Here is a 24,041-nt window from a genome sequence, read left to right as displayed (position 1 = left end):
TTCCTCCCTGAGATGCCTCACGCCGCTGTGCGGCTGGCGAGTTTCTGTTGGTCTGCGGCCGACGACCTGATGAGAGCGGATGGCTTGAACACTGTCTTGCCGGTCTTTTCGTGCCAGTGTTCCAGCCGCTCGACGATCTTCGGCAGGCCCTCAAGGTCTGCCCAGAACATCGGGCCGCCCTTGCCGATAGGGAAGCCGTAGCCGTTCGCCCAGACGATATCGATGTCGGAGGCGCGCGCCGCGATCCCTTCTTCGAGGATCAGCGTGCCCTCGTTGATCATCGGATAGAGCGTCCGTTCGATGATCTCCTGGTCGGAAATTGCGCGGCGCTGGATGCCGAGTTCCTCGGCTTTCGCTTCGATCAGCCTAGCAATTTCCGGGTCGGGCTTTGGTGTGCGTGAGCCTGCTTCGTACAGGTACATGCCCTTGCTGGTCTTCTGCCCATAGCGGCCCATCTCGCAGACGGCATCGGCAATGACCGCCGTTTTGCCGAGCGCCTTCCTGTTGCGCCAGCCGATGTCGAGCCCGGCCAGATCCCACATCGCGAACGGCCCCATCGGGAAGCCGAAATCGGTGAAGACCTTGTCGACCTGCTCCGGTGTCGCTCCCTCGAGCAGGAGGGCTTCGAGGTCGTCGCCCCGCGCGCCGAGCATGCGGTTGCCGACGAAGCCGTGGCAGACACCGACGACGACAGGCACCTTGCCGATCTTGCGGCCAAGCGCGAGAGCGGTGACCAGAACGTCGTCCGCCGTCTTTTCGCCGCGCACGATTTCAAGCAGCTTCATCACGTTGGCGGGCGAGAAGAAGTGCAGGCCGACCACGTCCTGCGGCCGCTTGGTTGAGGCGGCGATTTCGTTGACGTCGAGATAGGACGTGTTGGTGGCGAGGATCGCGCCGGGCTTGGCAATCGCATCGATTTTCCCGAAGACGTCTTTCTTGACAGACATTTCCTCGAAAACGGCCTCGATGATCAGGTCGCAGTCGGCCAGATCGGCGTAGTCGGTCGTGCGAGAGAAGCGGGCCATGCGCGCCTGCTTCTCTTCTTCCTTCAATGAACCGCGCGACACGGAAATCGAGTAGTTCTTCTCGATGGTTGCGAGTCCACGATCGAGCGCCTCGTCACTCATCTCCAGCATCGTCACCGGAACGCCGCCATTGACGAAGGACATGGCGATGCCGCCACCCATCGTGCCAGCGCCGATGACGCCCACCTTGGCGATGCTGCGTGGCTTCGTCTCCTTGCCGACGCCGGGAACCTTGGCTGCCTCGCGTTCCGCAAAGAAAAGGTGACGCTGCGCACGCGATTGATCCCCGGCGACGAGGTTGATGAAAAATTCCCGCTCCTTCTTCAACGCTTCGTCGAAGGGCAGCGTGATCGCGTTGCGCACCGACTGCACGCACGCGAGCGGAGCCTCGAGCCCGCGCGCCTTCTTGGTCAGTTCCTTTGCCACCGCGTCGAAGCCGGCGAGGTCGGCGCGTGCGGCGGCGAGTTTCTCGTCGCGGTTGCGCACCGCGACGTGCGGACCACCTTCCTTCACCTTGGCCTTGGCAAAGGCGACCGCCTCGGCGAGAAGATCGCTTTCGGCAACGGCGTCGACGACGCCAGCGGCAAGCGCCTGGGACGCGCCGATTGGGTTGCCGGACACGATCATCTTCAGCGCGGCTTCCGGGCCCGTCAGCCGCGGCAGGCGCACGGTACCGCCCGAACCGGGCACGAGCCCGAGCTTGACTTCCGGCAGGCCGACCTTGGCACCCTTGTCCGCGACGCGATAATGACAGGAAAGCGCAAGTTCGAGGCCGCCGCCAAGCGCGGTGCCGTGAATGGCAGCGACCGCTGGTTTCGGCAGCGATTCAAGCAGCGCGCAAAGCTGCGGCAGGTTGGGTTCGGCCAGTGCCTTCGGTGAACCGAACTCGGTGATGTCGGCACCGGAAACGAAGGTGCGGCCGGCGCATGCAAGCACGATACCCTCGACCGACGCATCGTCGCGCGCGGCTTCAAGCGCCTTGAAAAGAGGTTCGCGAAGATGATGGCTCAGCGCGTTGACCGGCGGGTTGTCGATCGTGACGATGGCGATCTCGCCGTCGCGCGTTGATGTCACATAGTCGCTCATCGCTGAATCCTCTTTGTCATGCCATTGAACCGGCGCGTCAGTGCCAGCCTTTTTCAGCCAGGAACGCCGAGATCAGCCGGATGGTCTCTTCAGGCTGTTCTACGCACGGAATGTGTCCGGCTCCTGCCACGATCTCGAACCGCGCGCCATCGATCAGGTTCGACGTGGAGCGGACGAGATCCGGGGGAGTGGAGCCGTCCTGATCGCCGACGATGCAAAGGGCCGGTAGTTCCAGAGCGCTGGTCGACTGAGTCAGGTCGGCGTCCCGGAGTGCAGCGCAGGTCCCGGCATAGCCATCGACCGTCGTGCGTGTCAGCATCGCGGTGTAGCCGACGAAATCGGCATTGTCGGGCGAGCGATAGGACGGCGTGAACCAGCGTTCCATGATCGCGTCCGCGATGGCATTGATGCCTTGCGACATTACCGTCTCGATGCGTGTGTTCCACATGTCGGTGGTGCCGATCTTGTGGGCGGTGTCGCAGAGAACCAGGAATTTGACCAGTTCCGGCCTGGCCGCAGCAAGGCCTTGTGCGATCTGGCCGCCAACCGAGAGGCCCACCACCGCCGCCGTCTCGACCCCGAGATGATCGAGCAGGGCGGACAGGTCGCCGACATGATCCTGCAAACTGTAGGGTGCCGGCGTGGCCTCGGACAGGCCGTGGCCGCGCTTGTCGTAGAGAACAATGCGATAGCGGTCCGAAAGCGCGGCGGCTACCTCGTTCCAGATGCGAAAATCGGTCCCCAGCGAATTTGAGAACACCACGACAGGGCCATTGGCGTTGCCGCGGACCTCGTGATGCAGAACGACGCCATTCACTCTTGTGAACGTCATGCCGGCTCCTCCCTTCCGGAAAACATACTACTCAGTATGTTGCAGCGCGGGAGCGCGGAGTCAATCGTGAGGTTTCGGTTTTTTAGGCGCGAGGCGGGGTCGGCACGTCGAGTTCGTCTGGCAACGGCGCAAAATAAGCGTCGACATCGGCATCCGAGACGTCCGCAAGCGAGGCGGGCTGCCACTGGGGCGCATTGTCCTTGTCGATGATGACCGCGCGGACGCCCTCGTAGAAATCGACGCCCTTGGCGACCCGCGTGACGATGCGATACTCGATGCGCATGCATTCGGCGAAATCCGCTTTCGCGCCTTCCTGCATCTGGCGCAGAGCGATCTTCAGGCTCGTCGGCGACTTGGTGCGCATCACAGCGGCCTGCTTCTGCGCCCATTCGGCATGCTCGCCGCTTTCCTTATCGAGGCGATCGAGAATGTCCTCGACGGTGTCGGCAGAGAAGCACCGATCGATGACCGGGACCAGCGCTCGTGACGGTGCGGAGGCCCCAGGCTGACGTGCGAATGCTGCCAGCGTATCGGTAGGGTTGCCCTTCTCGCACAGCGCCTCGGCCACGGCTTCGATATCCGCCGACGCGACGGCATGCGTCGCAAAGCCCGACCAGACCGCATCCGCCTGTCCCAGCCGCGAGGCGGTCAATGCCAGCCACGTGCCGACCTTGCCCGGCATGCGCGGCAGGAAATAGGTGCCGCCGACGTCGGGAAAAAAACCGATGCCCGTTTCCGGCATGGCAAACATCAGTCGCTCGCCTGCCACCCGATGGCTGCCATGCACCGACAGTCCGACGCCGCCGCCCATCACGATCCCTTCGATGAGGGCGACATAGGGCTTAGGGTAGGTCTTGATATAGGCGTTGAGCCGGTATTCATCGGCATAAAAGGCGCGCATGGCGGGGTCGTTCGCCTTGCCCCAATCATGAAGTTGACGGATGTCGCCGCCGGCGCAGAATGCCTTCTCGCCAGCCGCGCGGACGATGACGAGTTCAACCGACGGATCCTCCGCCCAAGCCGCCATCTGCGGATGCATGAGCCTGACCATGTTGGCGTTGAGCGCATTCAGCGCCTTGGGCCGGTTCAGCGTAACGATGCCGGCTCGCCCGCGCTTTTCGAACAGGATTTCGGGTTCGATGGTCATCCGGTTCATGCCTCCCTGCTTTGATTTGCCCGGAACCATAGCGCCAAACGATAGGGCTGGAACGTCAAAAAGCGCGCAGCCGCTGTGCGCCCGGGCGCTAATCCAGCCCGTAGGGCACGGCGCCCCGCAGGTTGCGGTCCACCACCAGCCGTCGCTTTAGCGGCGGCACGGCGCGTTGTGCGCAGTTGGCGCGTTCGCAGATGCGGCACGAGATGCCGATGGGGTCGAAGCCGGCACGGTTGGTCAGGTCCATGTCGTCGGCATAGACGAAATCGCCCGCATGGGTGACCTCGCAGCCGACCGCGATCGCGTAGCGGCGCTGTGGCGCGCGAAACCCGCCGCCACCCTTGGCGATCTCCGTCGCCAGGCACAGATAGCGCGCGCCGTCGGGGGTCTCGGCGAGCTGGCGAATGATGCGGCCCGGCTGTTCGAATGCCTGGTGCACGTTCCACAGCGGGCAGGCAGCGCCGAAGCGGGCGAATTGCAGCTTGGCGGCGCTATGGCGCTTGGTGATGTTGCCGGCCCGGTCGATGCGGGCGAAGAAGATCGGCACGCCCTTGCGGCCAGGCCGCTGGAGGGTCGACAACCGGTGCGCGACCTGCTCGATGCTGGCGCCGAAGCGCATGGCCAGAAGCTCGAGGTCGTGGCGCAGTTCCCTAGCCGAGGCGAGCAGCGCCTCGTAGGGCATCATCAGCGCGCCGGCGAAATAGTTGCACAGGCCGATGCGGCAGATCTCACGCGCTTCCGCCGAGTGAAAACCGGCATCCTCGGTGAGCGCGTCGATCACCGTCGCCATCTCGATGGCGCCGATCTGGAACGCGGCCTGGAAGCTGCGGGTCGAGACCGGCGAGAACGGGTCGAGGAAAAGCACCCGGCGCTCTGTGTCGAAGCGGCGCAGGACGGTCTCACCCGCGCTTGTTCGCTCTATGCGGATGCGGTGCCGCTTTTCCAGGTAGGCAGGCAGCGCGGCCGATGGGTCGCGGTCGGGGATGCCAAGCTTCGCCGCGAGGTCTTCGGCCGCGAGGTCGAGGTCGTGGATGTAATTGTCGACGAAATGGAAGAAGTCGCGCACCTCCTCATAAGGCGTGGGCTCGATCGCGGCCGAGCGGCCCAACGTGTCGTCGAAGCTGGCGAGCTGCTCGGAGTTGCGGCGGTAGGCCTGGTGCGCGGTGATCAGCGCGTGCGCGAAGCTCGGAGCGTTCTGGGCCACGAGCTTCATTTCCTGCAGGCTCGGGCGGGCGGGTTCGAACAGGGGATCGCTCACCGCTTCCAGCAGCGCCGACATCAGCCGGTCGCTTTCACCGGACGAGAAATCGGCAATGTCGATCCGGAACGTCTCGGCCAGCGCCAGCAGCACGGCAGCCGAGACCGAGCGCTGATTGTTCTCGATCTGGTTGAGGTAGCTCGTGGAAATTCCCAGTCGTTCCGCGAATGCCGCCTGTGTCAGCCTGTTGGCCTCGCGCAGGTCGCGCACTTTCCGCCCGATGAAAAGCTTGGTGTTTCGCATTTCGCAACTTTGCTTTTTGCAATTTTGCAAAATGTACTTTACGCGCCTCCGCCCTTTCAAGCCTTTTCGCTTGCCATGGAAGACGTTATGCGCGGAGATGCGAACGAAAACACGTCCAACCACGATAATCCGGGAAACGCCCATGTCGAACAAATCCGAAGCGCCGCGAGGCTGCCGCTGATGCGTGAGATACTCGAGCAGTTGGCCGATCGCCGCGCGCAGGCAAGATTGGGTGGCGGTCAGAAACGGATCGAGGCTCAGCACGCCAAGGGCAAGCTGACGGCCCGGGAGCGCATCGAAGTCCTGCTCGACGAGGGATCGTTCGAAGAATTCGACATGTATGTCGCGCATCGCGCCGTCGATTTCGACATGGCGTCCCAGCAATATCCTGGCGACGGCGTCGTCACCGGCTGGGGCACGATCAATGGCCGCCTCGTCTATGTCTTCTCCCAGGACTTCACCGTGCTCGGTGGTTCGCTGTCCGAGACGCATGCACAGAAAATCTGCAAGATCATGGACATGGCGGTGCGCAATGGTGCGCCCGTGATAGGCCTGAACGACAGCGGCGGCGCGCGTATCCAGGAAGGTGTCGCCTCGCTCGCCGGCTATGCCGACGTTTTCAAGCGCAATGTCGACGCGTCAGGCGTGGTGCCGCAAATCTCGGTCATCATGGGACCGTGCGCGGGCGGCGCGGTCTACTCGCCGGCGATGACCGACTTCATCTTCATGGTGCGCGATTCGTCCTACATGTTCGTCACCGGCCCGGACGTTGTGAAGACGGTGACCAACGAGATCGTCACCGCCGAGGAACTGGGCGGCGCGCGTACCCATACCCAGAAATCGTCCGTCGCCGACGGTGCGTATGATGACGATGTCGAGACGCTGGAGCAGGTGCGCCGCCTGTTCGACTACCTGCCGCTCAACAATCGCGAAAAGCCGCCTGTCCGACCGTTCCACGACGATCCCGAGCGGCTGGAAATGCGTCTCGACACGCTGATCCCGGATTCGGCGAACAAGCCCTACGACATGAAGGAACTGATCCTCGCGCTGGCCGACGAGGGCGACTTCTTCGAAATCCAGGAAGCCTTCGCCAGGAACATCATCACCGGCCTGATGCGCATCGAGGGCCAGACGGTCGGAGTTGTCGCCAACCAGCCCATGGTGCTCGCCGGTTGCCTCGACATCGATTCCTCGCGCAAGGCGGCGCGCTTCGTCCGCTTCTGCGATGCCTTCAACATTCCGCTGCTGACGCTGGTCGACGTCCCGGGCTTCCTGCCGGGCACCGCGCAGGAATATGGCGGCGTCATCAAGCATGGCGCGAAGCTGCTGTTCGCCTACAGCCAGGCCACCGTGCCGATGGTCACGCTGATCACCCGCAAGGCCTATGGTGGCGCCTACGACGTCATGGCCTCCAAGCACATCGGCGCCGACCTGAATTATGCCTGGCCGACCGCCGAGATCGCGGTGATGGGCGCCAAGGGCGCGACCGAAATCCTCTATCGGTCCGAACTCGGCGATCCCGACAAGATCGCCGCGCGCACCAAGGAATACGAGGTCAACTTCGCCAACCCGTTCAAGGCGGCGGAGCGCGGCTTCATCGACGAGGTGATCATGCCGCACTCCTCACGCCGGCGCATCGCCCGCGCCTTCGCAATGCTGCGCACCAAGAAGCAGGAGCAACCCTGGAAAAAGCACGACACGATGCCGCTGTGAGGGGAAGATGCCGGTTGTCCTTCGTTGGAACGGTCACAGATTCCTGTTCTACTCGAAAGAGATCGGTGAGCCGCCACACGTTCATGTGCTCAAGGACAAGAGACAGTTGAAGATTTGGCTCGCCGACATGCGGATTGCCAGGAACGTGGGCTTTGCCGCTCATGACGTGAATGAGATTGTCAAGATTGCCACCGAGAACAGACACCGATTCCTGGAGGCTTGGAATGACTACTTTGGAAATTGACGAAAAGCAGCTTCTGGTTTCTGACGTTCAGGTGACCAGCCACTTCATCATCTTCGAGATGGCAGACGGTCGTCGGATCGAAGCGCCGTTGTGGTGGTATCCGCGACTGTACGCCGCGTCGGAAGCACAGCAGAAGAACTGGGAAATTCTGCCGTTTGGCGATGCGGTCGGCTGGGAACAGATCGATGAATATATAAGTGCAAAGGCGTTGATCATCGGTGGCGCGGCGCCAGGTGCGGTTCCGCCCGCAAGAGCTGCCGAATGATTCCCAAATCCCCCACTTCCACTACGAGGCTATCATGACCGACACTGAAAAGTTCCCGCCCGAAAAGAACCTGCCCGCAGGCTATGTCCCGCCGAAGGTGTGGACCAACACCGCGTCGGGCGGCGCGTTCGCGTCGATCAATCGCCCTATCGCCGGGCCGACCCATGACAAGGACCTGCCCGTCGGCAAGCATCCGCTGCAGCTCTATTCGCTGGGCACGCCGAACGGCGTCAAGGTGACGATCATGCTGGAGGAACTGCTGGCAGCAGGCCATTCCGGCGCCGAATACGACGCCTGGCTGATCAAGATCGGCGATGGCGACCAGTTCGGTTCCGGCTTCGTCGACGTCAATCCGAACTCCAAGATTCCGGCGCTGAGCGATCACGCGCCGAAAGGTGGCGGCGCACCGGTGCGCGTGTTCGAATCCGGCTCGATCCTGGTCTATCTGGCCGAGAAGTTCGGCGCCTTCCTGCCAAGCGACCTGCGCGGCCGAACCGAAGCGATGAACTGGCTTTTCTGGCAGATGGGCTCCGCGCCGTTCCTCGGCGGTGGCTTCGGTCACTTCTACGCCTATGCGCCGGTGAAGATCGAATACGCGATCAACCGCTATGCCATGGAGGTGAAGCGGCAGATGGACGTTCTTGACCGGCATCTGGCGGACAACGAATATATGGCCGGCAGCGAATACTCGATCGCCGACATGGCGATCTGGCCCTGGTACGGCAGGCTGGCCGCGAAGGGAGCCTACGACGACGCCGGCGACTTCCTGTCGGTCGAGGAGTACGGAAATGTCCAGCGCTGGCGCAAGCTGATCGGAGCCCGGCCGGCAGCGGAGCGCGGCTCGATGGTCAACCGCACCTTCGGTGATCCCGCCAAGCAGCTCCCTGAGCGCCATGACGCATCGGACTTCGAGTTGAAGACGCAGGACAAGATTTCGGCCGCCTGATGTTCAAGAAAATCCTCATCGCAAACCGTGGCGAGATCGCCTGCAGGGTGATCCGCACCGCCAAGAAGCTCGGCATTGCCACGGTCGCGGTTTACTCGGACGCCGACCGGGAAGCGCTGCATGTCAAGCAGGCCGATGAGGCGGTGCATATCGGTCCGGCGCCGTCCAGCCAGTCCTACATCGTCATCGACCGGATCATCGAGGCGATCCGCCAGACGGGCGCGGACGCCGTACATCCGGGCTATGGCTTCCTGTCGGAAAACCCGCTCTTCGCGCAGGCGCTGGAGAAGGAGGGCGTCGCCTTCATCGGCCCACCGGTGGGTGCGATCGAGGCGATGGGCGACAAGATCACCTCGAAGAAGCTCGCCGCCGAGGCTGGCGTCTCGACGGTACCCGGCCATATGGGGCTGATCGAAGACGCCGACGAAGCGGTCAAGATCGCGACGTCCATCGGCTATCCGGTGATGATCAAGGCGTCGGCTGGCGGCGGCGGCAAGGGCATGCGCATCGCCTGGAACGACGCGGAGGCGCGCGAGGGGTTCCAGTCGTCGAAGAACGAGGCGAAAGCGTCCTTCGGCGACGACCGCATCTTCATCGAGAAGTTCGTCACCCAGCCGCGCCACATCGAGATCCAGGTGCTGGGCGACAAGCATGGCAACGTGATCTATCTCGGCGAGCGCGAGTGCTCCATCCAGCGCCGCAACCAGAAGGTGATCGAGGAGGCGCCGTCCCCTTTCCTGGATGAAGCGACGCGCAAGGCGATGGGCGAGCAGGCCGTGGCGCTGTCCAAGGCCGTTGGTTACCACTCCGCGGGCACCGTCGAATTCATTGTCGACGGCGACCGCAATTTCTACTTCCTCGAAATGAACACCCGCCTGCAGGTCGAGCATCCGGTGACGGAACTCATAACCGGCATAGATCTGGTCGAGGAGATGATCCGCGTTGCCGCCGGCGAGAAACTGACCATCGCGCAGGGCGACGTGAAGCTCGACGGCTGGGCGATCGAAAGCCGCCTCTACGCCGAGGATCCGTTCCGGAACTTCCTGCCGTCGATCGGTCGGTTGAGCCGCTACCAGCCGCCCGAAGAAGGCACGCAGAGGGACGGCACGGTAATCCGCAACGACACCGGCGTCTTCGAGGGCGGCGAAATCTCGATGTATTACGACCCGATGATCGCCAAGCTCTGCGCCTGGGGGGAAACCCGGGAGCAGGCGGTCAAGGCAATGTCCGCGGCGCTCGACGATTTCGAGGTCGAGGGCATCGGGCACAACCTGCCGTTCCTGTCGGCGGTGATGGAGCATCCCCGCTTTCAGGAAGGGCGCCTGACGACGGCCTTCATTGCCGAAGAATGGCCCGACGGCTTCTCCGGCGTCGAGCCAAGCGATGAGCAGGCGCGGACACTGGCTGCCGTCGCCGCCTTCATCAATTTGCGCGTCCAGAAGCGCAACGTGCTGATTTCGGGCGCGCTGGCGAACCATCCCCGCCATGTCGGCCGAAACTGGGTCGTGCGCCTCAATGGCGCAGGCGAGTTTGCGGTCACGGTCCGCGACGAGGGTGGCAAGACGCTGGTAGGCTTCGACGAGGACACGTCACTGACCGTGACGTCCGACTGGCTGACCGGGCGCAGCCACGCGCATTTCAACGTCGGCGGCAAGCGCATCGGCGTCAAGATACAAGCCGTGAACTCGGCCTATCGCCTGCGCTGGCGCGGCATCGACGTGAAGGCATATGTCCGCTCGCCGCGCGTTGCCGAACTCGCCCGGCTGATGCCGGAAAAATTCCCGCCCGATACGTCCAAGATGCTTCTGTGCCCGATGCCGGGTGTCATTACCGCGGTTGCGGTGAAAGAAGGCGACGAGGTGCAGGAAGGCCAGGCGCTGGCCACGGTGGAAGCAATGAAGATGGAGAACGTCCTGCGTGCCGAACGGCGCGGCACGGTCAAGAAGGTTGCCGTCGAGCCGGGCTCGAGCCTGGCGGTGGACGAGTTGATCATGGAGTTTGAGTAGCAGCCATGCTGTCGATGCCGCGTTTCTTCGCGCCCCCCTCTGTCCTGCCGGACATCTCCCCCACAAGGGGGGAGATTGGTTGTCATATCGGTTTTCGCGGATCGTCAACGTGGCAGAATGAGCATCGTCCAAGCGGCCGGCTGATCTCCCCCCTCGTGGGGGAGATGTCCGGCAGGACAGAGGGGGGCAACGTAGCGAGCCCCCTCTCAGGAGCCTTTCATGACCAATCCTGACCTCGAAAAATGGCGCGCGCTTGCTGAGAAGGAAGTCAAGCGCGACCCCGACACGCTGGTCTGGAACACGCCCGAGGGCATTCCGGTCAAGCCGCTCTATACGGCCGACGACCTCGACGGCATCGACCATCTCGACAATCTGCCCGGCATGCAGCCTTTCGTGCGTGGGCCGCGCGCAACGATGTATGCCGGCAGGCCGTGGACGATCCGGCAATATGCCGGGTTTTCGACGGCGGAAGCATCCAATGCTTTCTATCGCAAGGCGCTGGCAGCCGGGCAGCAGGGCGTCTCTGTCGCGTTCGACCTTGCCACCCATCGTGGCTACGATAGCGACCATCCGCGTGTCGAGGGCGATGTCGGCAAGGCCGGCGTGGCGATCGATTCCGTCGAGGACATGAAGATCCTTTTCGACGGCATCCCGCTCGATCAGATATCCGTTTCCATGACCATGAACGGTGCCGTGATCCCGGTTCTGGCCAATTTCATTGTCGCCGGAGAGGAGCAGGGAGTCTCGCGCGACAAGCTGTCGGGGACCATCCAGAACGACATTCTCAAGGAGTTCATGGTCCGCAATACCTACATCTATCCGCCCGAGCCTTCGATGCGGATCATCGCGGATATCATCGAGTACACGGCAAAGGACATGCCGAAGTTCAACTCGATCTCCATCTCCGGCTACCACATGCAGGAGGCGGGTTCGACGCTGGTCCAGGAACTCGCTTTCACGCTGGCCGATGGGCGCGAATATGTCCGCGCAGCGCTGAAGAAGGGCCTCGACGTCGACGCGTTCGCGGGCCGGCTGTCGTTCTTCTTCGCTATCGGCATGAACTTCTTCATGGAAGCCGCCAAGCTGCGCGCCGCGCGCTTGTTGTGGTCCCGCATCATGCAGGAGTTCGAGCCGAAGAAGCCGTCTTCGCTGATGCTGCGCACCCATTGCCAGACGTCCGGCGTGTCGCTGCAGGAGCAGGACCCGTACAACAACGTCATTCGCACGGCCTATGAGGCGATGTCGGCGGCACTTGGCGGGACCCAGTCGCTTCACACCAATGCGCTCGACGAGGCAATCGCGCTGCCGACGGAATTTTCCGCCCGCATCGCCCGCAACACGCAGCTCATTCTCCAGCACGAGACCGGCGTCACCAAGGTGGTCGACCCGCTGGCGGGTTCCTACTACGTCGAGAGCCTGACCAGTGAACTGGCGGAGAAAGCCTGGGCACTGATCGAGGAAATAGAAGAGATGGGCGGCATGACCAAGGCGGTCAATGACGGCTATCCGAAGCGGCTGATCGAGGAGGCGGCGACGCGCCGGCAGGCAGCGGTTGACCGTGGCGACGAGGTGATCGTCGGCGTCAACAAGTACCGCCTCGAAAACGAGGATGATCTCGACATCCTCGATATCGATAACAAGGCGGTGCGCGAAAGCCAGATCGCCCGCATCGAGAAGACGCGCCGCCAGCGCGACCCAAAGCGGTGGGAAGAAACACTTGCTTCACTGCGCGAGGTCGCACGGTCCGGCGAGGGCAACATTCTTGACGCGGCAGTCGAGGCGGCGCGCGCGCGCGCCACGCTCGGCGAGATTTCCGACGCGTTGCGCGAAGCGTTCGGCGACCATTCCGCCGTGCCCGAGGTCGTCAGCAAGGTCTACGGCGCGGCCTATGAAGGGGAACCGGAATACGAGACGCTGGTGCAGCGGCTGGACGATTTCGCCAAAGTGATGGGTGAAACGCCGAAGCTTCTGGTCGCCAAGCTCGGGCAGGACGGCCACGACCGTGGCGCCAAAATCATTGCCTCGGCCTTTGGCGACATCGGTTTCGAGGTAATCGCCGGCCCGCTGTTCCAGACACCGGACGAGGCAGCCGAGATAGCCGTCAGGAACAAGGTCCACGTGGTCGGCATGTCGTCGCTGGCGGCAGGGCACAAGACCTTGGCCCCGCAACTGGTCAAGGCGTTGAAGGACAGGGGCGCGCAGGACGTGATCGTCGTCGTCGGCGGCGTCGTGCCACGGCAGGACTATCAGTTTCTGCTCGACAGCGGCGTGGCGGCGGTCTTCGGCCCAGGCACCAACGTTTTGGACGCGGCCCGCGCGGTGCTCGACCTCATGCAGGGCAAGCGCCGCAACGAATAACTTTGCCACGTCGACGCTATTCGTCGACGCTATTCATTGCCTCCGTTTTTGGCTAGCGTGGCCGAATGCGAAACCCGGTCCGCGCATGCGCAGGGAAGCGCGATATGTGAGGTCCGGAGGGCTGCTTGAGCCAGACTGAAATATACGACGTCTTCGTCATAGGTGGCGGCATCAACGGTTGCGGCGTCGCGCGTGACGCCGTCGGGCGCGGATACTCGGTCTATCTCACCGAGATGAACGACCTGGCGAGCGGCACCTCCTCCGGTTCCACCAAACTCATCCATGGTGGCCTGCGCTATCTCGAACATTATGAGTTCCGGCTCGTGCGCGAGGCGCTGATGGAACGCGAGGTGCTGTGGCGGAACGCTCCCCACATCGTCTGGCCAATGCGGTTTGTGTTGCCGCATCACAAAGGCCTGCGGCCGGCGTGGCTCCTGCGGCTGGGTCTCTTCCTTTACGATCACATCGGCGGGCGCAAGCTGTTGCCGAAGACACGCACCCTCGACATGACCCGCGACCCGGCGGGCCGGCCGTTGAAGAAGCTGTTTACGCGCGCGTTCGAATATTCGGATTGCTGGGTCAATGACGCGCGTTTCGTCGTGCTCAATGCCCGCGATGCCGCCGACCGCGGCGCCGTGATCGCAACCCGGTCGAAAGTCGTCGATGCGCGCCGTGACCAGGGCATGTGGACGCTGCAACTGGAGGACGGGAGCGGCAGGCGCTGGACGGTTCGCTCGCGCCTGCTGGTCAATGCGGCTGGGCCATGGATCGACGAGGTGCTGGGCACGGCCATGGGGCGCAACAGCGCCCACAATGTCCGCCTGGTCCAGGGCAGCCATATCGTCATCGAGAAGAAGTTCGACGATCCGCGCGCCTTCTTCTTCCAGAACTCGGACGGGCGCATTGTCTTTGCGATTCCCTATGAGGAAGACTTCACGCTGATCGGCACGACCGATCGCGACTATGACGGCGATCCGAAGGACGTTCGCATCACCGACGAGGAGACCGATTATCTGTGTGCCGCTGCAAGCGAGTATTTCGCCGAGCCGGTGCGCCACGAGGACATCGTCTGGACCTATTCTGCGGTGCGTCCGCTGTACGACGACGGAGCCTCCAAGGCCCAGGAGGCGACGCGTGACTATGTGCTGAAAGCCGAGGGCGGCGACGGGGAAGCGCCTCTTATCAACATCTTCGGCGGCAAGATCACAACGTACCGCCGTCTGGCCGAGCATGTGCTGGAAAAGATCGAGGACTATCTCGGGCGCAAGGGGCCTGCCTGGACGAGTGGCGCACCGCTTCCCGGCGGGGATTTCCCCGCGCAAGCGTTCGAGGCGGAGGTGGCGCGGCTGCAGGCGGATTATCCGTTCCTGGAAGGCTTTCATGCGCGGCGCCTCATGCGGCTCTACGGGACCCGGGCGCGCGTTCTGCTTGGCAATGCCGGCGCCCTTGAAGATCTCGGTCGCTGTTTCGGCGCCGATCTCTACGAGGCGGAAGTGCGCTACCTCATCGCCAACGAGTGGGCAGTGGGCAGCCAGGACGTGTTGTGGCGCCGCACCAAGCGTGGCCTGAGGCTGACGGACGAGGAAACCACGGCGCTCGAATCCTTTATGCGTGAAGCCGTCAGCGCATAGCGATTTTCGCGTCTTCGGGGGAGGAAGCATGACCGGTTATGTCCTAGCAATCGACCAGGGCACGACGTCGAGCAGGGCGATCGTCTTCGATCCGGAGATGAAGATCGTTTCGATCGCGCAGAAGGAATTTACCCAGCATTTCCCGCAATCGGGCTGGGTCGAGCATGATCCCGAGGAAATCTGGTCGACCGTGGTATGGGCCGTGAAGACTGCCCTGAAGAAGGCGCAGCTTTCGGCCGCCGACATCGCGGCAATCGGCATCACCAACCAGCGCGAGACGGTGGTGATATGGGACAGGGCCACGGGTGAGCCGATCCACAACGCCATCGTCTGGCAGGATCGCCGCACCGCCGGCATGTGCGAGAAACTGAAGAAACAGGGTCTAGAACCGAAATTCTCGAAAACGACCGGACTGCTTCTCGATCCTTATTTCTCAGGGACCAAGTTCGCCTGGCTGCTGGACCACGTGAAGGGCGCACGCGGCCGCGCCCGCAAGGGCGAACTGCTCGCGGGCACGATCGACAGTTTCCTCATCTGGCGGCTCACGGGCGGCAAGGCGCATGTCACGGACGCAACCAACGCGTCCCGCACGCTTGTATTCAACATTCAGACGAACGATTGGGATGCCGAACTTCTCGACATCCTGAAAATCCCTGCAGCGATGCTTCCCGAGGTGAAGGACTGTGCCGCCGACTTCGGTGTCACCGACGACAAGCTGTTCGGGGCGGAGATACCGATACTCGGCGTTGCCGGCGACCAGCAGGCGGCGACCATCGGTCAGGCCTGCTTCGAGCCGGGCATGATCAAGTCGACCTATGGAACCGGGTGTTTCGCGCTGCTCAACACCGGCGAGGCGCTGGTGCGCTCCAAGAACCGGCTGCTTTCGACCATCGCCTATCGCCTCGACGGCAAGACGACCTATGCGCTGGAAGGCTCGATCTTCATCGCCGGCGCCGCGGTCCAGTGGCTGCGCGACGGACTGAATGTCATCGGCAAGGCGGACGAAAGCGGAGCGTTGGCTGCCGGTGCGGACGACACGCAGGCCGTCTATCTGGTCCCCGCCTTTGTCGGTCTCGGTGCGCCGCACTGGGACGCGGAGGCGAGGGGAGCGATCTTTGGGCTCACGCGCAATTCGGGTCCGGCGGAATTTGCGCGTGCGGCGCTGGAGTCGGTCGCCTTCCAGACACATGATCTCCTTCGTGCCATGCACAAGGACTGGAAGGCGGATTCATCGCAGACGGTCCTTCGCGTCGACGGCGGCATGGTCGCCTCGGACTGGACGATGCAGCGCCTCGCCGACCTGCTCGATGCCCCGGTAGATCGCCCGACCATCCTCGAGACGACGGCTCTTGGCGCAGCGTGGCTTGCCGGCTCTCGTGCCGGCGTTTGGCCCGACGCGAAGGGCTTTGCGGCGAACTGGGCGCTCGACCGCCGCTTCGAACCGTCGATGGACGCGTCATCGCGCAAGCGCAAGCTTGCAGGCTGGGCCGATGCCGTCCGCCGAACGCTTTCCAGCGCCTAGGTCATCCTGGTGGTCGACGCGGAAGACGAGGATTTTATCCGGCTGCAGCGCGCGGCACAGCGCATGGACGACCTGTTCGGAATGGAATTGCCGGATGCACCAGGGGGCATCCTCTTCGGCGGACGTTTCACCGTCCAAACGCCCGATGGCGAAGAGCGGAAATACTCGGCCGGCGCCGCGGATGCTGACCGCGAACGTGCATTTCGCCGCTGCATGGGCGAGGTGGTCGAGACACTTTCGCAATTTGCGCATCTCAACCCGCGCACGCCTGTCCTGTCTCCTGAACCCGGCGGCCTCACGGCCGAGGAGTGCGAGCGACTTCTGGCGCTTGCCGGATTGAACGAGGGCCACTGCCACTGGTTGGATGCGGTTCGCCTTTCCGATGGCTCGGCAGCGGCGCTGCCCGTAGCGTTGTGCCTGCGCGACTACGCTCCAGCCGGCGTGGTGCTCAGTTCCGGCTGTGCCGCAGGGCGGACCGTCAAGGATGCGACACTGTCGGCTGTCCTTGAACTGATCGAACGTGACGCGGTGGCCTTGTGGTGGCGTGGAGGCCGGCAGCCAGGGCGGTTTGCGGACATGGACCTTGACGCCGCCATCGCTCGTCTTCGAGGCGACGACAATGACCGCCGTACCTGGTTTCTCGACCTGACGACGGAAATCGGCGTTCCTGTCGTCGCGGCACTTTCCTGCCGGTCGGATGGCCAGGGCATCGCAGCGGGCTTCGGCGCCCGAGCCGACCGGAATGCCGCGGGCCGCGCGGCGCTAAACGAGCTCCTGCAGATGGAGCTTGGCAACCGGCTGGTGGCGCTCAAACATGAGCGTAGCGGTCTCGACGCGCTTGCGCCCACGGAGCGGGATCAGCTCGCGCGGATGACGACGTTGCATGCGGATGACGCAATTCTTGAGGGCATCGAATCGGGCGAGCAGGCCGGAAATCCGGCCTTTTCGTCTCTCAAGGACATCGTCGCGCTGATGGGCGCGTCCGGCATCGAAGTCTTCGCGGCAGACCTCACCAATCGCGACCTGGACATTCCGGTGGTCAAGGCGGTGGCGCCGCTGCTGCAGGGCCATCCTTCAGCAGTGGAAACATCGCGCCTCCGCGAACAGAGGCGCCGAACGACGCTCGACATTCCCTCCATCGCGCTATTTTAGTATCAGGGGAGCCTGGTCTGGTTCCTGCAAAGCGAGGTTGTTGGGAACGGTGAAGCCACGGCTGCACGTAGATATCGTTGGCGAGCCAACCTTCATGTGCGAAGGACGCCGTGTACGAACCATGTCGCGCAAGGCGGACGCGCTGCTTGCCTATCTGTGCGTGTCTGAATCGGGAGAACTGCAGCGTCAGTTTGCCGCCGGGCTGCTGTGGTCCACATCCAGCGAGGAACGCGCTCGCACTTCGCTGCGCCAGGGCGTCCGTTCCATCCGACATGCGCTGGAAATGGTGGGGTTCGACGGCTTCCATGCCTACAAGGACAGCCTGGTAATCGACCGCGACAAGATCCAGGTCGATCTCACGCAGATGCTCGCTTCCATCCGCGAAGGAAGCCTTCCCGACGCCGAAAGCCTGCACGCACTTCGATACGGCAACCGCATTCTGCAGGGTTGCGATGACCTCGATGATAGCTATTCGGCATGGGTACGGGTACAGCGTCAGTTCTGGAGCGACATGTTCCTCGATGCGCTGGAGAGCCGGTTCCGCTCCGAATTGCTCGACGAACAGCAGCGTGAAAACTGGGCCAAGGCGCTGACGGCGTTTGATCCCTCGCACGAGCCCGCGACCCGCTACGTGATGCACGCGCGTGCCCGCCAGGGCAACCAGTCCGGCGCGCTGCAGGTCTACAATTCGCTGTGGCACACGCTCGACGAAGAATTCGACGCCGAGCCTTCGCCGGAAACCCAGAAGCTCTATGCCGACATCAAGCTCGGCCTCGTAGGCCCGAAGCATCCAACATCGACGCCGGACCACGCTACGGCCGCGCCCCGGGACGAGGGCCCGGTTCTCATCGTGGCGCCGGTGGAATCGACCGACGATACCGATTCAGGCTTCTCGCGAGCCCTCAGCGGCTTGCGCTTCGAGCTCATCTCACTGCTTTCGCGTTTCCGGGAATGGACGGTGGTCGATTGGGACGGCAGCGGCGCGTCCCTGCGTCGCCCCACCTACACGATCCTGATTTCCGGGCGCTCCGGCGGCAACGCTATCGCCTACAGCCTGAACCTGCGCGACGAGCGCGACGGGCGGTTTGTCTGGGGCGAGACGCTGCGTGGCGGGGTCGAATCGCTTTGCGAAGCGCAGGAAGGGTTCGTGCGCCGCATGGCGTCGACCCTGAACATGCATCTGTCAGCCGATAGGCTTCGGCATCTCTCCACACATGCGGTTCTGCCGGGGAGCCATTTCGATGCGTGGGTGCGCGCACAGCAGCACATGTACCGCTGGCGCGATGCCGATGACAGTGCCGCGCTCGACCTGCTGCAGTCGATCATCCGCGCCGTCCCCGGCTTCGGTCCTGCGCACAGCGCGCTCGCGCAGCATGCCAATGGAAGGCACATCGTCTGTCCCGGCATCTTCCGCGAGGAGTCCGTCACGCACATGGCGCTGGAGCATGCCCGCATGGCGCGTCTGCTCGATCCGCTGGATGCCAAGGCGCATCTGAGCCTCGGCTGGTCGCACGCGCTGCTCGGCCAGTTCCTCGAGGCTGACAATGCCTATCGCAGCGCGCTGCAGCTCAATGGCAACGATCCCTGGGTGCTGACCTCGGCTGCCCACGGCCTTGCCTTTTGTGGTGCCGGCGGCGAGATCGACCAGCTTGCGGGACAAATCCTCGACATGGGCGTAACGCTCGCGCCCCAGCACTGGAGCTACCTCGCCGGCATCCACTATCTCGCAGGGGACTACGAGGCATCGCTGAACGCCGCTTCCCGTGTCGAGCACGGATATTACGGCATGAAAACCTGGACGATCGCCGCCCTGCGGGAACTGGGTCAGGGCGGCCGGGCAAGCGAGGAAGCCTCTCAGCTCTACCGGTCACTCGCCCAGGACTGGCGCTCCAAGGAACCGCCGAACCGCCAGATGGCAGGCGACTGGCTTGCCGATATGTTTCCGATAAGCGACGAAACGATACGCCTTCGCGTGCGCGAGCGTCTGGCCGAGGCAGGCTTCGAGTAGCTCGGCGTGGCGGGAAGGACGCCGCCGATCCAGGAGGATCGACGGCCGATCGGTCAACGGCAGACGGAAATCGTATAGTCCGCGACGCGCGAGTAGAAGAAGTCGCCATTGTTGATGAAGGCGTTGCTCACGCTGGCGGGCGAGCCGTCCGGGCTGCGCATCTTGAGAAAATAGAAATCCGGCACGGCGTATGTCGATTTCGGATCCGAGGCAGGCCCGTTCAGTTCCTCGATCGTGTTGTTGATCATGTGGCGTGGTGGCAGGCGCAGGATGAACTCCTCCTCTTCCGGCTGCACCGTGCGCATCTGCGTGTAGCGGGTGGGCACAAGGGCAATGCCGGGTTCGAGAGCCGCTTTCAGTTCCTCGATGCTCGTCGGCGCCGTGCTCGCGTCATTGGCCCATTTGTGGATCAGCTTGCCGAAGGCGAGATGGTCGATGACCTTGAAGCGCCCGTGCGGTCCTTCGTGAATGTCCATGGTATTTTGCCTTTCCCTGTTGGTTTCTTCTTGGTGGTTAGATGATCGGTACCTGCTGTCCGTCGGGCAGCGTCTTCTCGGCCGCGGGTACGTTGCGGTCGAGCCACAGCACCAGATCAGGCATCGTCGAAGGCATTGCCGCCCCGAAGATGATTTCGATTGCTTCAGCGCATTCGTCCCGGTCGCTTCCTCCCAGGAAGTCGAGCGAGGCTTGGTTGTCGAGCGCGCGAAAGAAGGTCTCCGCGATGATGATCGAACCGAGCGGGCCGAGCCGCTCGCCGTTCGCGGGATGCGATGCGGCCTCGATCATGATGAAGAGCACCAGTGGCGGGTTCTCGGCGAATTCACGTACCTGCTCCTCGGTCAGCGGCGGCGGGAACACACCGCCATAGCCGCCGGGCGGCGTCGGCCTGCGCGCCCACGCCTCCAGCAGTGCACGGTGTCCGGCATGGTCCGCCAGCCATCCGCGATGCGGGAAGTCCGACGGTGCGCCGGCCGCGAGACCGGCACCGAGTTGCTCGAGCTTGCTGATGCCCGAAACGGCGGACCGCACCAGGTCGCGCATCGCCAGCCCGGATCCGATGCTCTCGACGGGCTTCTTGAAATGTGCGTTGAGCGCGCTCCCGTATCCCGGTCCGATCTTCATGCTCTGCTGCAGCATTCCTGATCCTGTCGCGCCTGGAATGTCAAAGAAGCGCGACCACTGTGCGATCCAGCAGCGATCGAGCGGCACTTCGAGCGGGTCCATTTCCGATGTCCGCATCAACGCGCGCTGGATCGGATGCACCTCGCTATGCTCGTTGAACTTGTAGAATGGCCGCACCATCGAATGGCCGATGCGAAAGGCGGCATGGGCGAATTCACGCGTGACCGGATCGTCTTCGTCGACGTCGGTGAGGAAACGTGACGGATCGCTCGACCTCGCATACCAGGCGAAGACGTCGCGATCCAGCAGCCGACGCAGGAGGTCGTTGCGCAGGATCGAACGGTAGGCGAGGGTCGTGGCCAGCCGCGCCCGCTTGTAGTGCGCGAACGGCGTGTCGGTCGGCCATGCCGCAGCGGAGATGTCGACAGCCGCGTTGTGCACCATCGACAGCAGCGCAACCAGTTGAGACAGCATTGCATTGTCATCGCTGCGGGCGTCCGCGGTCAGCGGTTTGCTGCGCGGGATCGCGGCCTCATACTCGCACAGCCGGCCGATGTCGCGACGCGGCGCGGTGCCGTTTTCCTTGCCGATCCGCTCGAGCCGGAGCCGCGCGAAGTCCGGCGAGAAGCTGGGCGCATGCTGATAGCAGAATGCGGAAATCGTCGGGCCGCTGGCGTAGAGCGCGTTGAGCGCGAGCGGCAGCGTTCGCATGTTGCGCGCCGCGACCGCATTGCCCAATTCCGCCCGGTCCTCGCTGTTGACCGACAGGTCGTGCGCGGCGAACTGGGCAAGATATGTATAGCCGGCAGGGATGTTCGGGTTTTCGAAGCGTGGCTCGACGTCGGATGCGTGGTGACCGTTCATCCGGATGGCAAGCGCTTCGAAAAGCGCACGCGTCCGCTCTATATCCGTCGCCGTGCCAGCGGCATGCTCGACGCCGATATAGTGCGCGCCGACATGCATCGACGGAAAGCCGAAGCGAGTGCCCGAAAAGGAGGCCGGGCAGACGCCGATAGTGTCGGATTGGCGCCGCCGTAGGTCGAGGCCACCATGCATGCCGCATTCTCCTGTTCGTCTCAGCCTGTGGAAAAACTCACGCGGATACTGACGCGCAAAACACACGCATTACGGGAACAGGTTTGACTCGACACTGCGGCGAACCGATTGATTCGCCGGTAAGGTTGGTGGCGGAGGTGGTCAGTCGCGGCGGTCGCGACGCCTCGCGGCGATTCGCTCGCGCATTCTGCGCATCCGCCTGCGCTCCCACGGCTCGCTCGCCTCGCTCTTTCTGCGTGAGCGAAGCCTGACGCCGGCGTCCTCCGTGGCCGTCGCCGCGACGACATCGGCCTTCCATCGCCCGATCGCGATTTCGTAGTGGTCGCTCACGCCTTGGCTGGCTTTGGGCGCTTTTGAGTCGCCGCCTTCGTCGATTCTCACCAGCGAGACCGGATTTGCCGGTTGTTGGGTGGTGGTGGAAGCGCGTTGACGATTTTCCGCATCTTGTCTGAAGTCCATCGATTCTTACCTTTTCAGGCTCCGTGCCCGCCATTGGACCGGAGATGTCCCTGAAGGCACGAGGCGGCGGTCCGGGCCGCCTCTGCTTCGCGCCGGTTAAGGGCATCGGCGCAAGGCCCTCAGGGACTTTCCCGGCGATCCGGTGACGCCTCGTCCGTCACTTTCGCCTTGCGCAACTGTGACTCCCTCGCCGTGAAAGCAGCGTGAAAGCCGGCTGACGGTACAATGGCGGCGCGACCTGCGGCCTTGCCTGCGAAAAACTTCCATCGCCCGGCCCGGTCCCCTGACGAATCGCGCCTCGTGGCGCTTCCCTTTCCGACATCTCCGTGTTACCAGCCACCGCCATCCTGAAAGGGAGAAATCGAATCGCCGCCGGCCGCGAGGCCAGAGCGTTTCTCCCGCGCACCCGAACGTCGAAGGATCGGCAATGGCAAGAATTATTGAGACCGCAACCGGTGCGCTCGCGCTCACCTTCGACGACGTGCTGCTGCAGCCGGGCCATTCGGAAGTGATGCCGGGCCAGACCGACGTTTCGACGAAGATCGCCCGCGACATCGAACTGAATATCCCGATTCTTTCGGCTGCCATGGATACCGTGACCGACGCGCGCCTCGCGATCGCGATGGCGCAGGCCGGTGGCATCGGCGTCGTCCATCGCAATTTTTCGCCGGAGGAGCAGGCCGAGCAGGTCCGCCAGGTCAAGAAGTTCGAAAGCGGCATGGTGGTCAATCCGCTCACCATCGGGCCTGAGGCGACGCTCGGCGACGCGCAGGCGCTGATGCGGGCCCACGGCATCTCGGGTATTCCGGTGGTCGAGAACGGTGGTACCGGCGGCCACACGACAGGCCGCCTCATCGGCATCCTGACCAACCGCGACGTGCGTTTCGCCTCCGATCCTGCCCAGCAGGTCCGAGAACTGATGACCCATGACGGGCTCGTCACGGTGCGCGAGACGGTCGAGCAGGAAGAGGCGAAGCGGCTTCTTCACCATCACCGCATCGAGAAGCTCCTGGTGGTCGACGACGCCGGCCGCTGCGTCGGGCTGATCACGGTCAAGGACATCGAGAAGTCGCAGCTCAACCCGCACGCCGCCAAGGATGCGCAGGGGCGTCTGCGCGTGGCGGCTGCCACCAGCGTCGGCGATGACGGCTTCGAGCGCGCCGAACGGCTCATCGACGCCGGCGTCGACCTGCTGGTCATCGATACCGCGCACGGCCATTCGCAGCGTGTGCTCGATGCCGTGACGCGGGCAAAGAAGCTGTCGAACTCGGTACGTATCATCGCCGGCAATGTCGCAACGGCCGAAGGCACCAAGGCGCTGGTGGATGCCGGCGCCGACGGGGTCAAGGTCGGCATCGGGCCGGGCTCGATCTGCACCACCCGCATCGTTGCGGGTGTCGGCGTGCCGCAGCTTTCGGCGATCATGTCGGCGGTGGAGGCGGCCGACAAGGCAGGCGTCGGCATCATCGCCGATGGCGGCATCAAGTTCTCCGGCGATCTTGCCAAGGCGCTGGCCGCAGGAGCCGCCGCCGCAATGGTCGGCTCGCTTCTCGCAGGCACCGACGAGAGCCCCGGCGAGGTCTATCTGTACCAGGGCCGCTCCTTCAAGGCCTATCGCGGCATGGGCTCCGTGGGCGCCATGGCGCGCGGCTCGGCCGACCGCTATTTCCAGGCGGAAGTGCGCGATACGCTGAAGCTGGTGCCGGAAGGCATCGAGGGACAGGTTCCCTACAAGGGTCCGGTGGGCGGCGTGCTGCACCAGCTCGTCGGAGGGCTCAAGGCGGCGATGGGTTACGTCGGCGCGGCGAACCTGACCGAATTGCGCAATCGCGCCACCTTCGTGCGCATCTCCAATGCCGGCTTGCGTGAAAGCCATACCCACGATGTGACCATTACGCGCGAAAGCCCAAACTATCCCGGCGGCGCGTGATCACCAAAATCTCCACGCGTCCACGGGCGCGT

At 63.6% G+C, this 24,041-nt stretch carries 18 protein-coding genes; 11 read left to right on the top strand and 7 right to left on the bottom strand.

What is annotated here, in order from left to right; genetic code table 11:
- Window positions 1–17: 17 nt before the first annotated feature.
- From AAFN84_RS07990 to AAFN84_RS07975, 4 genes are all read right to left on the bottom strand, one after another.
- Entirely contained in the window at window positions 18–2,111 is a 2,094-nt protein-coding gene (locus AAFN84_RS07990) for a 3-hydroxyacyl-CoA dehydrogenase NAD-binding domain-containing protein (RefSeq protein WP_347514035.1), read from the bottom strand.
- A 37-nt stretch (window positions 2,112–2,148) separates the two neighbouring features.
- Window positions 2,149–2,943 (bottom strand): 3-oxoadipate enol-lactonase, encoded by a 795-nt coding sequence (pcaD, locus tag AAFN84_RS07985; protein WP_347514034.1) that lies wholly within the window; start codon window positions 2,941–2,943, stop codon window positions 2,149–2,151.
- A gap of 82 nt (window positions 2,944–3,025) precedes the next feature.
- The gene (locus AAFN84_RS07980; protein ID WP_347514033.1) at window positions 3,026–4,090 is read right to left on the bottom strand and encodes an enoyl-CoA hydratase/isomerase family protein; all 1,065 of its coding nucleotides are present in this window, start codon (window positions 4,088–4,090) and stop codon (window positions 3,026–3,028) included.
- Between the two features lie 97 nt (window positions 4,091–4,187).
- Window positions 4,188–5,597, bottom strand: a complete 1,410-nt coding sequence (locus AAFN84_RS07975) for an XRE family transcriptional regulator (RefSeq protein ID WP_347514032.1) — start codon at window positions 5,595–5,597, stop codon at window positions 4,188–4,190.
- Between the two features lie 180 nt (window positions 5,598–5,777).
- Between AAFN84_RS07975 and AAFN84_RS07970 the strand changes: the two genes are divergently transcribed.
- The 10 genes from AAFN84_RS07970 to AAFN84_RS07925 all read left to right on the top strand — a co-directional run bounded on the left by AAFN84_RS07970 (window position 5,778) and on the right by AAFN84_RS07925 (window position 19,442).
- Complete coding sequence (locus AAFN84_RS07970; protein WP_347514031.1) at window positions 5,778–7,310, top strand: acyl-CoA carboxylase subunit beta; 1,533 nt, start codon at window positions 5,778–5,780, stop codon at window positions 7,308–7,310.
- 7 nt (window positions 7,311–7,317) lie between these two features.
- Window positions 7,318–7,554 (top strand): DUF4160 domain-containing protein, encoded by a 237-nt coding sequence (locus AAFN84_RS07965; protein ID WP_347514030.1) that lies wholly within the window; start codon window positions 7,318–7,320, stop codon window positions 7,552–7,554.
- Window positions 7,535–7,819 carry a DUF2442 domain-containing protein gene (locus tag AAFN84_RS07960; RefSeq protein WP_347514029.1) on the top strand — a complete coding sequence of 95 codons (285 nt, stop codon included), beginning with the start codon at window positions 7,535–7,537 and terminating at the stop codon, window positions 7,817–7,819. The genes AAFN84_RS07965 and AAFN84_RS07960 overlap by 20 nt, the downstream gene beginning before the upstream one ends.
- Window positions 7,820–7,853: 34 nt before the next feature.
- Complete coding sequence (gene yghU / locus AAFN84_RS07955; protein ID WP_347514028.1) at window positions 7,854–8,765, top strand: glutathione-dependent disulfide-bond oxidoreductase; 912 nt, start codon at window positions 7,854–7,856, stop codon at window positions 8,763–8,765.
- Window positions 8,765–10,771: an acetyl/propionyl/methylcrotonyl-CoA carboxylase subunit alpha gene (locus AAFN84_RS07950; protein ID WP_347514027.1), complete on the top strand. Its 2,007-nt coding sequence runs from the start codon at window positions 8,765–8,767 to the stop codon at window positions 10,769–10,771. The genes yghU and AAFN84_RS07950 overlap by 1 nt, the downstream gene beginning before the upstream one ends.
- A gap of 219 nt (window positions 10,772–10,990) precedes the next feature.
- Entirely contained in the window at window positions 10,991–13,129 is a 2,139-nt protein-coding gene (gene scpA, locus AAFN84_RS07945; RefSeq protein ID WP_347514026.1) for a methylmalonyl-CoA mutase, read from the top strand.
- A 125-nt stretch (window positions 13,130–13,254) separates the two neighbouring features.
- Window positions 13,255–14,760, top strand: a complete 1,506-nt coding sequence (glpD, locus tag AAFN84_RS07940) for a glycerol-3-phosphate dehydrogenase (protein WP_347514025.1) — start codon at window positions 13,255–13,257, stop codon at window positions 14,758–14,760.
- Between the two features lie 28 nt (window positions 14,761–14,788).
- Window positions 14,789–16,282, top strand: a complete 1,494-nt coding sequence (gene glpK, locus AAFN84_RS07935; RefSeq protein ID WP_347514024.1) for a glycerol kinase GlpK — start codon at window positions 14,789–14,791, stop codon at window positions 16,280–16,282.
- A gap of 9 nt (window positions 16,283–16,291) precedes the next feature.
- Window positions 16,292–17,434, top strand: a complete 1,143-nt coding sequence (locus AAFN84_RS07930) for a YcaO-like family protein (protein ID WP_347514023.1) — start codon at window positions 16,292–16,294, stop codon at window positions 17,432–17,434.
- A gap of 121 nt (window positions 17,435–17,555) precedes the next feature.
- Complete coding sequence (locus AAFN84_RS07925) at window positions 17,556–19,442, top strand: BTAD domain-containing putative transcriptional regulator (RefSeq protein ID WP_347514022.1); 1,887 nt, start codon at window positions 17,556–17,558, stop codon at window positions 19,440–19,442.
- A 53-nt stretch (window positions 19,443–19,495) separates the two neighbouring features.
- Here the strand turns inward: AAFN84_RS07925 and AAFN84_RS07920 are convergent, their stop codons facing one another.
- From AAFN84_RS07920 to AAFN84_RS07910, 3 genes are all read right to left on the bottom strand, one after another.
- The gene (locus AAFN84_RS07920; protein ID WP_347514021.1) at window positions 19,496–19,918 is read right to left on the bottom strand and encodes a hypothetical protein; all 423 of its coding nucleotides are present in this window, start codon (window positions 19,916–19,918) and stop codon (window positions 19,496–19,498) included.
- A gap of 37 nt (window positions 19,919–19,955) precedes the next feature.
- Complete coding sequence (locus tag AAFN84_RS07915; protein ID WP_347514020.1) at window positions 19,956–21,620, bottom strand: peroxidase family protein; 1,665 nt, start codon at window positions 21,618–21,620, stop codon at window positions 19,956–19,958.
- A gap of 141 nt (window positions 21,621–21,761) precedes the next feature.
- Window positions 21,762–22,079: a hypothetical protein gene (locus tag AAFN84_RS07910; protein WP_347514019.1), complete on the bottom strand. Its 318-nt coding sequence runs from the start codon at window positions 22,077–22,079 to the stop codon at window positions 21,762–21,764.
- A gap of 427 nt (window positions 22,080–22,506) precedes the next feature.
- On the opposite strand from AAFN84_RS07910, the gene guaB reads away from it, so the two are divergent.
- The gene (guaB, locus tag AAFN84_RS07905) at window positions 22,507–24,009 is read left to right on the top strand and encodes an IMP dehydrogenase (RefSeq protein WP_347514018.1); all 1,503 of its coding nucleotides are present in this window, start codon (window positions 22,507–22,509) and stop codon (window positions 24,007–24,009) included.
- The last annotated feature ends 32 nt before the right edge of the window (window positions 24,010–24,041 follow it).

The sequence above is a fragment of the Mesorhizobium sp. CAU 1741 genome (assembly GCF_039839275.1).
In the GTDB taxonomy this organism is placed as follows: Bacteria; Pseudomonadota; Alphaproteobacteria; order Rhizobiales; family Rhizobiaceae; genus Aerobium.
Note: the sequence above shows the minus strand (reverse complement) of the source record. Positions and strands in the feature narration are given on the sequence as shown.

Bases quoted from the DNA above. Each gene is read 5' to 3' on its own strand.
- AAFN84_RS07990 (WP_347514035.1), bottom strand. From the start codon at position 2,111: ATGAGCGACTATGTGACATCAACGCGCGACGGCGAGATCGCCATCGTC.
- AAFN84_RS07965 (WP_347514030.1), top strand. From the start codon at position 7,318: ATGCCGGTTGTCCTTCGTTGGAACGGTCACAGATTCCTGTTCTACTCG.
- guaB (WP_347514018.1), top strand. From the start codon at position 22,507: ATGGCAAGAATTATTGAGACCGCAACCGGTGCGCTCGCGCTCACCTTC.
- AAFN84_RS07910 (WP_347514019.1), bottom strand. From the start codon at position 22,079: ATGGACTTCAGACAAGATGCGGAAAATCGTCAACGCGCTTCCACCACC.
- AAFN84_RS07920 (WP_347514021.1), bottom strand. From the start codon at position 19,918: ATGGACATTCACGAAGGACCGCACGGGCGCTTCAAGGTCATCGACCAT.
- scpA (WP_347514026.1), top strand. From the start codon at position 10,991: ATGACCAATCCTGACCTCGAAAAATGGCGCGCGCTTGCTGAGAAGGAA.
- AAFN84_RS07915 (WP_347514020.1), bottom strand. From the start codon at position 21,620: ATGCATGGTGGCCTCGACCTACGGCGGCGCCAATCCGACACTATCGGC.
- AAFN84_RS07970 (WP_347514031.1), top strand. From the start codon at position 5,778: ATGCGTGAGATACTCGAGCAGTTGGCCGATCGCCGCGCGCAGGCAAGA.
- AAFN84_RS07975 (WP_347514032.1), bottom strand. From the start codon at position 5,597: ATGCGAAACACCAAGCTTTTCATCGGGCGGAAAGTGCGCGACCTGCGC.
- AAFN84_RS07950 (WP_347514027.1), top strand. From the start codon at position 8,765: ATGTTCAAGAAAATCCTCATCGCAAACCGTGGCGAGATCGCCTGCAGG.
- yghU (WP_347514028.1), top strand. From the start codon at position 7,854: ATGACCGACACTGAAAAGTTCCCGCCCGAAAAGAACCTGCCCGCAGGC.
- glpK (WP_347514024.1), top strand. From the start codon at position 14,789: ATGACCGGTTATGTCCTAGCAATCGACCAGGGCACGACGTCGAGCAGG.
- AAFN84_RS07980 (WP_347514033.1), bottom strand. From the start codon at position 4,090: ATGACCATCGAACCCGAAATCCTGTTCGAAAAGCGCGGGCGAGCCGGC.
- pcaD (WP_347514034.1), bottom strand. From the start codon at position 2,943: ATGACGTTCACAAGAGTGAATGGCGTCGTTCTGCATCACGAGGTCCGC.
- AAFN84_RS07960 (WP_347514029.1), top strand. From the start codon at position 7,535: ATGACTACTTTGGAAATTGACGAAAAGCAGCTTCTGGTTTCTGACGTT.
- AAFN84_RS07925 (WP_347514022.1), top strand. From the start codon at position 17,556: ATGTCGCGCAAGGCGGACGCGCTGCTTGCCTATCTGTGCGTGTCTGAA.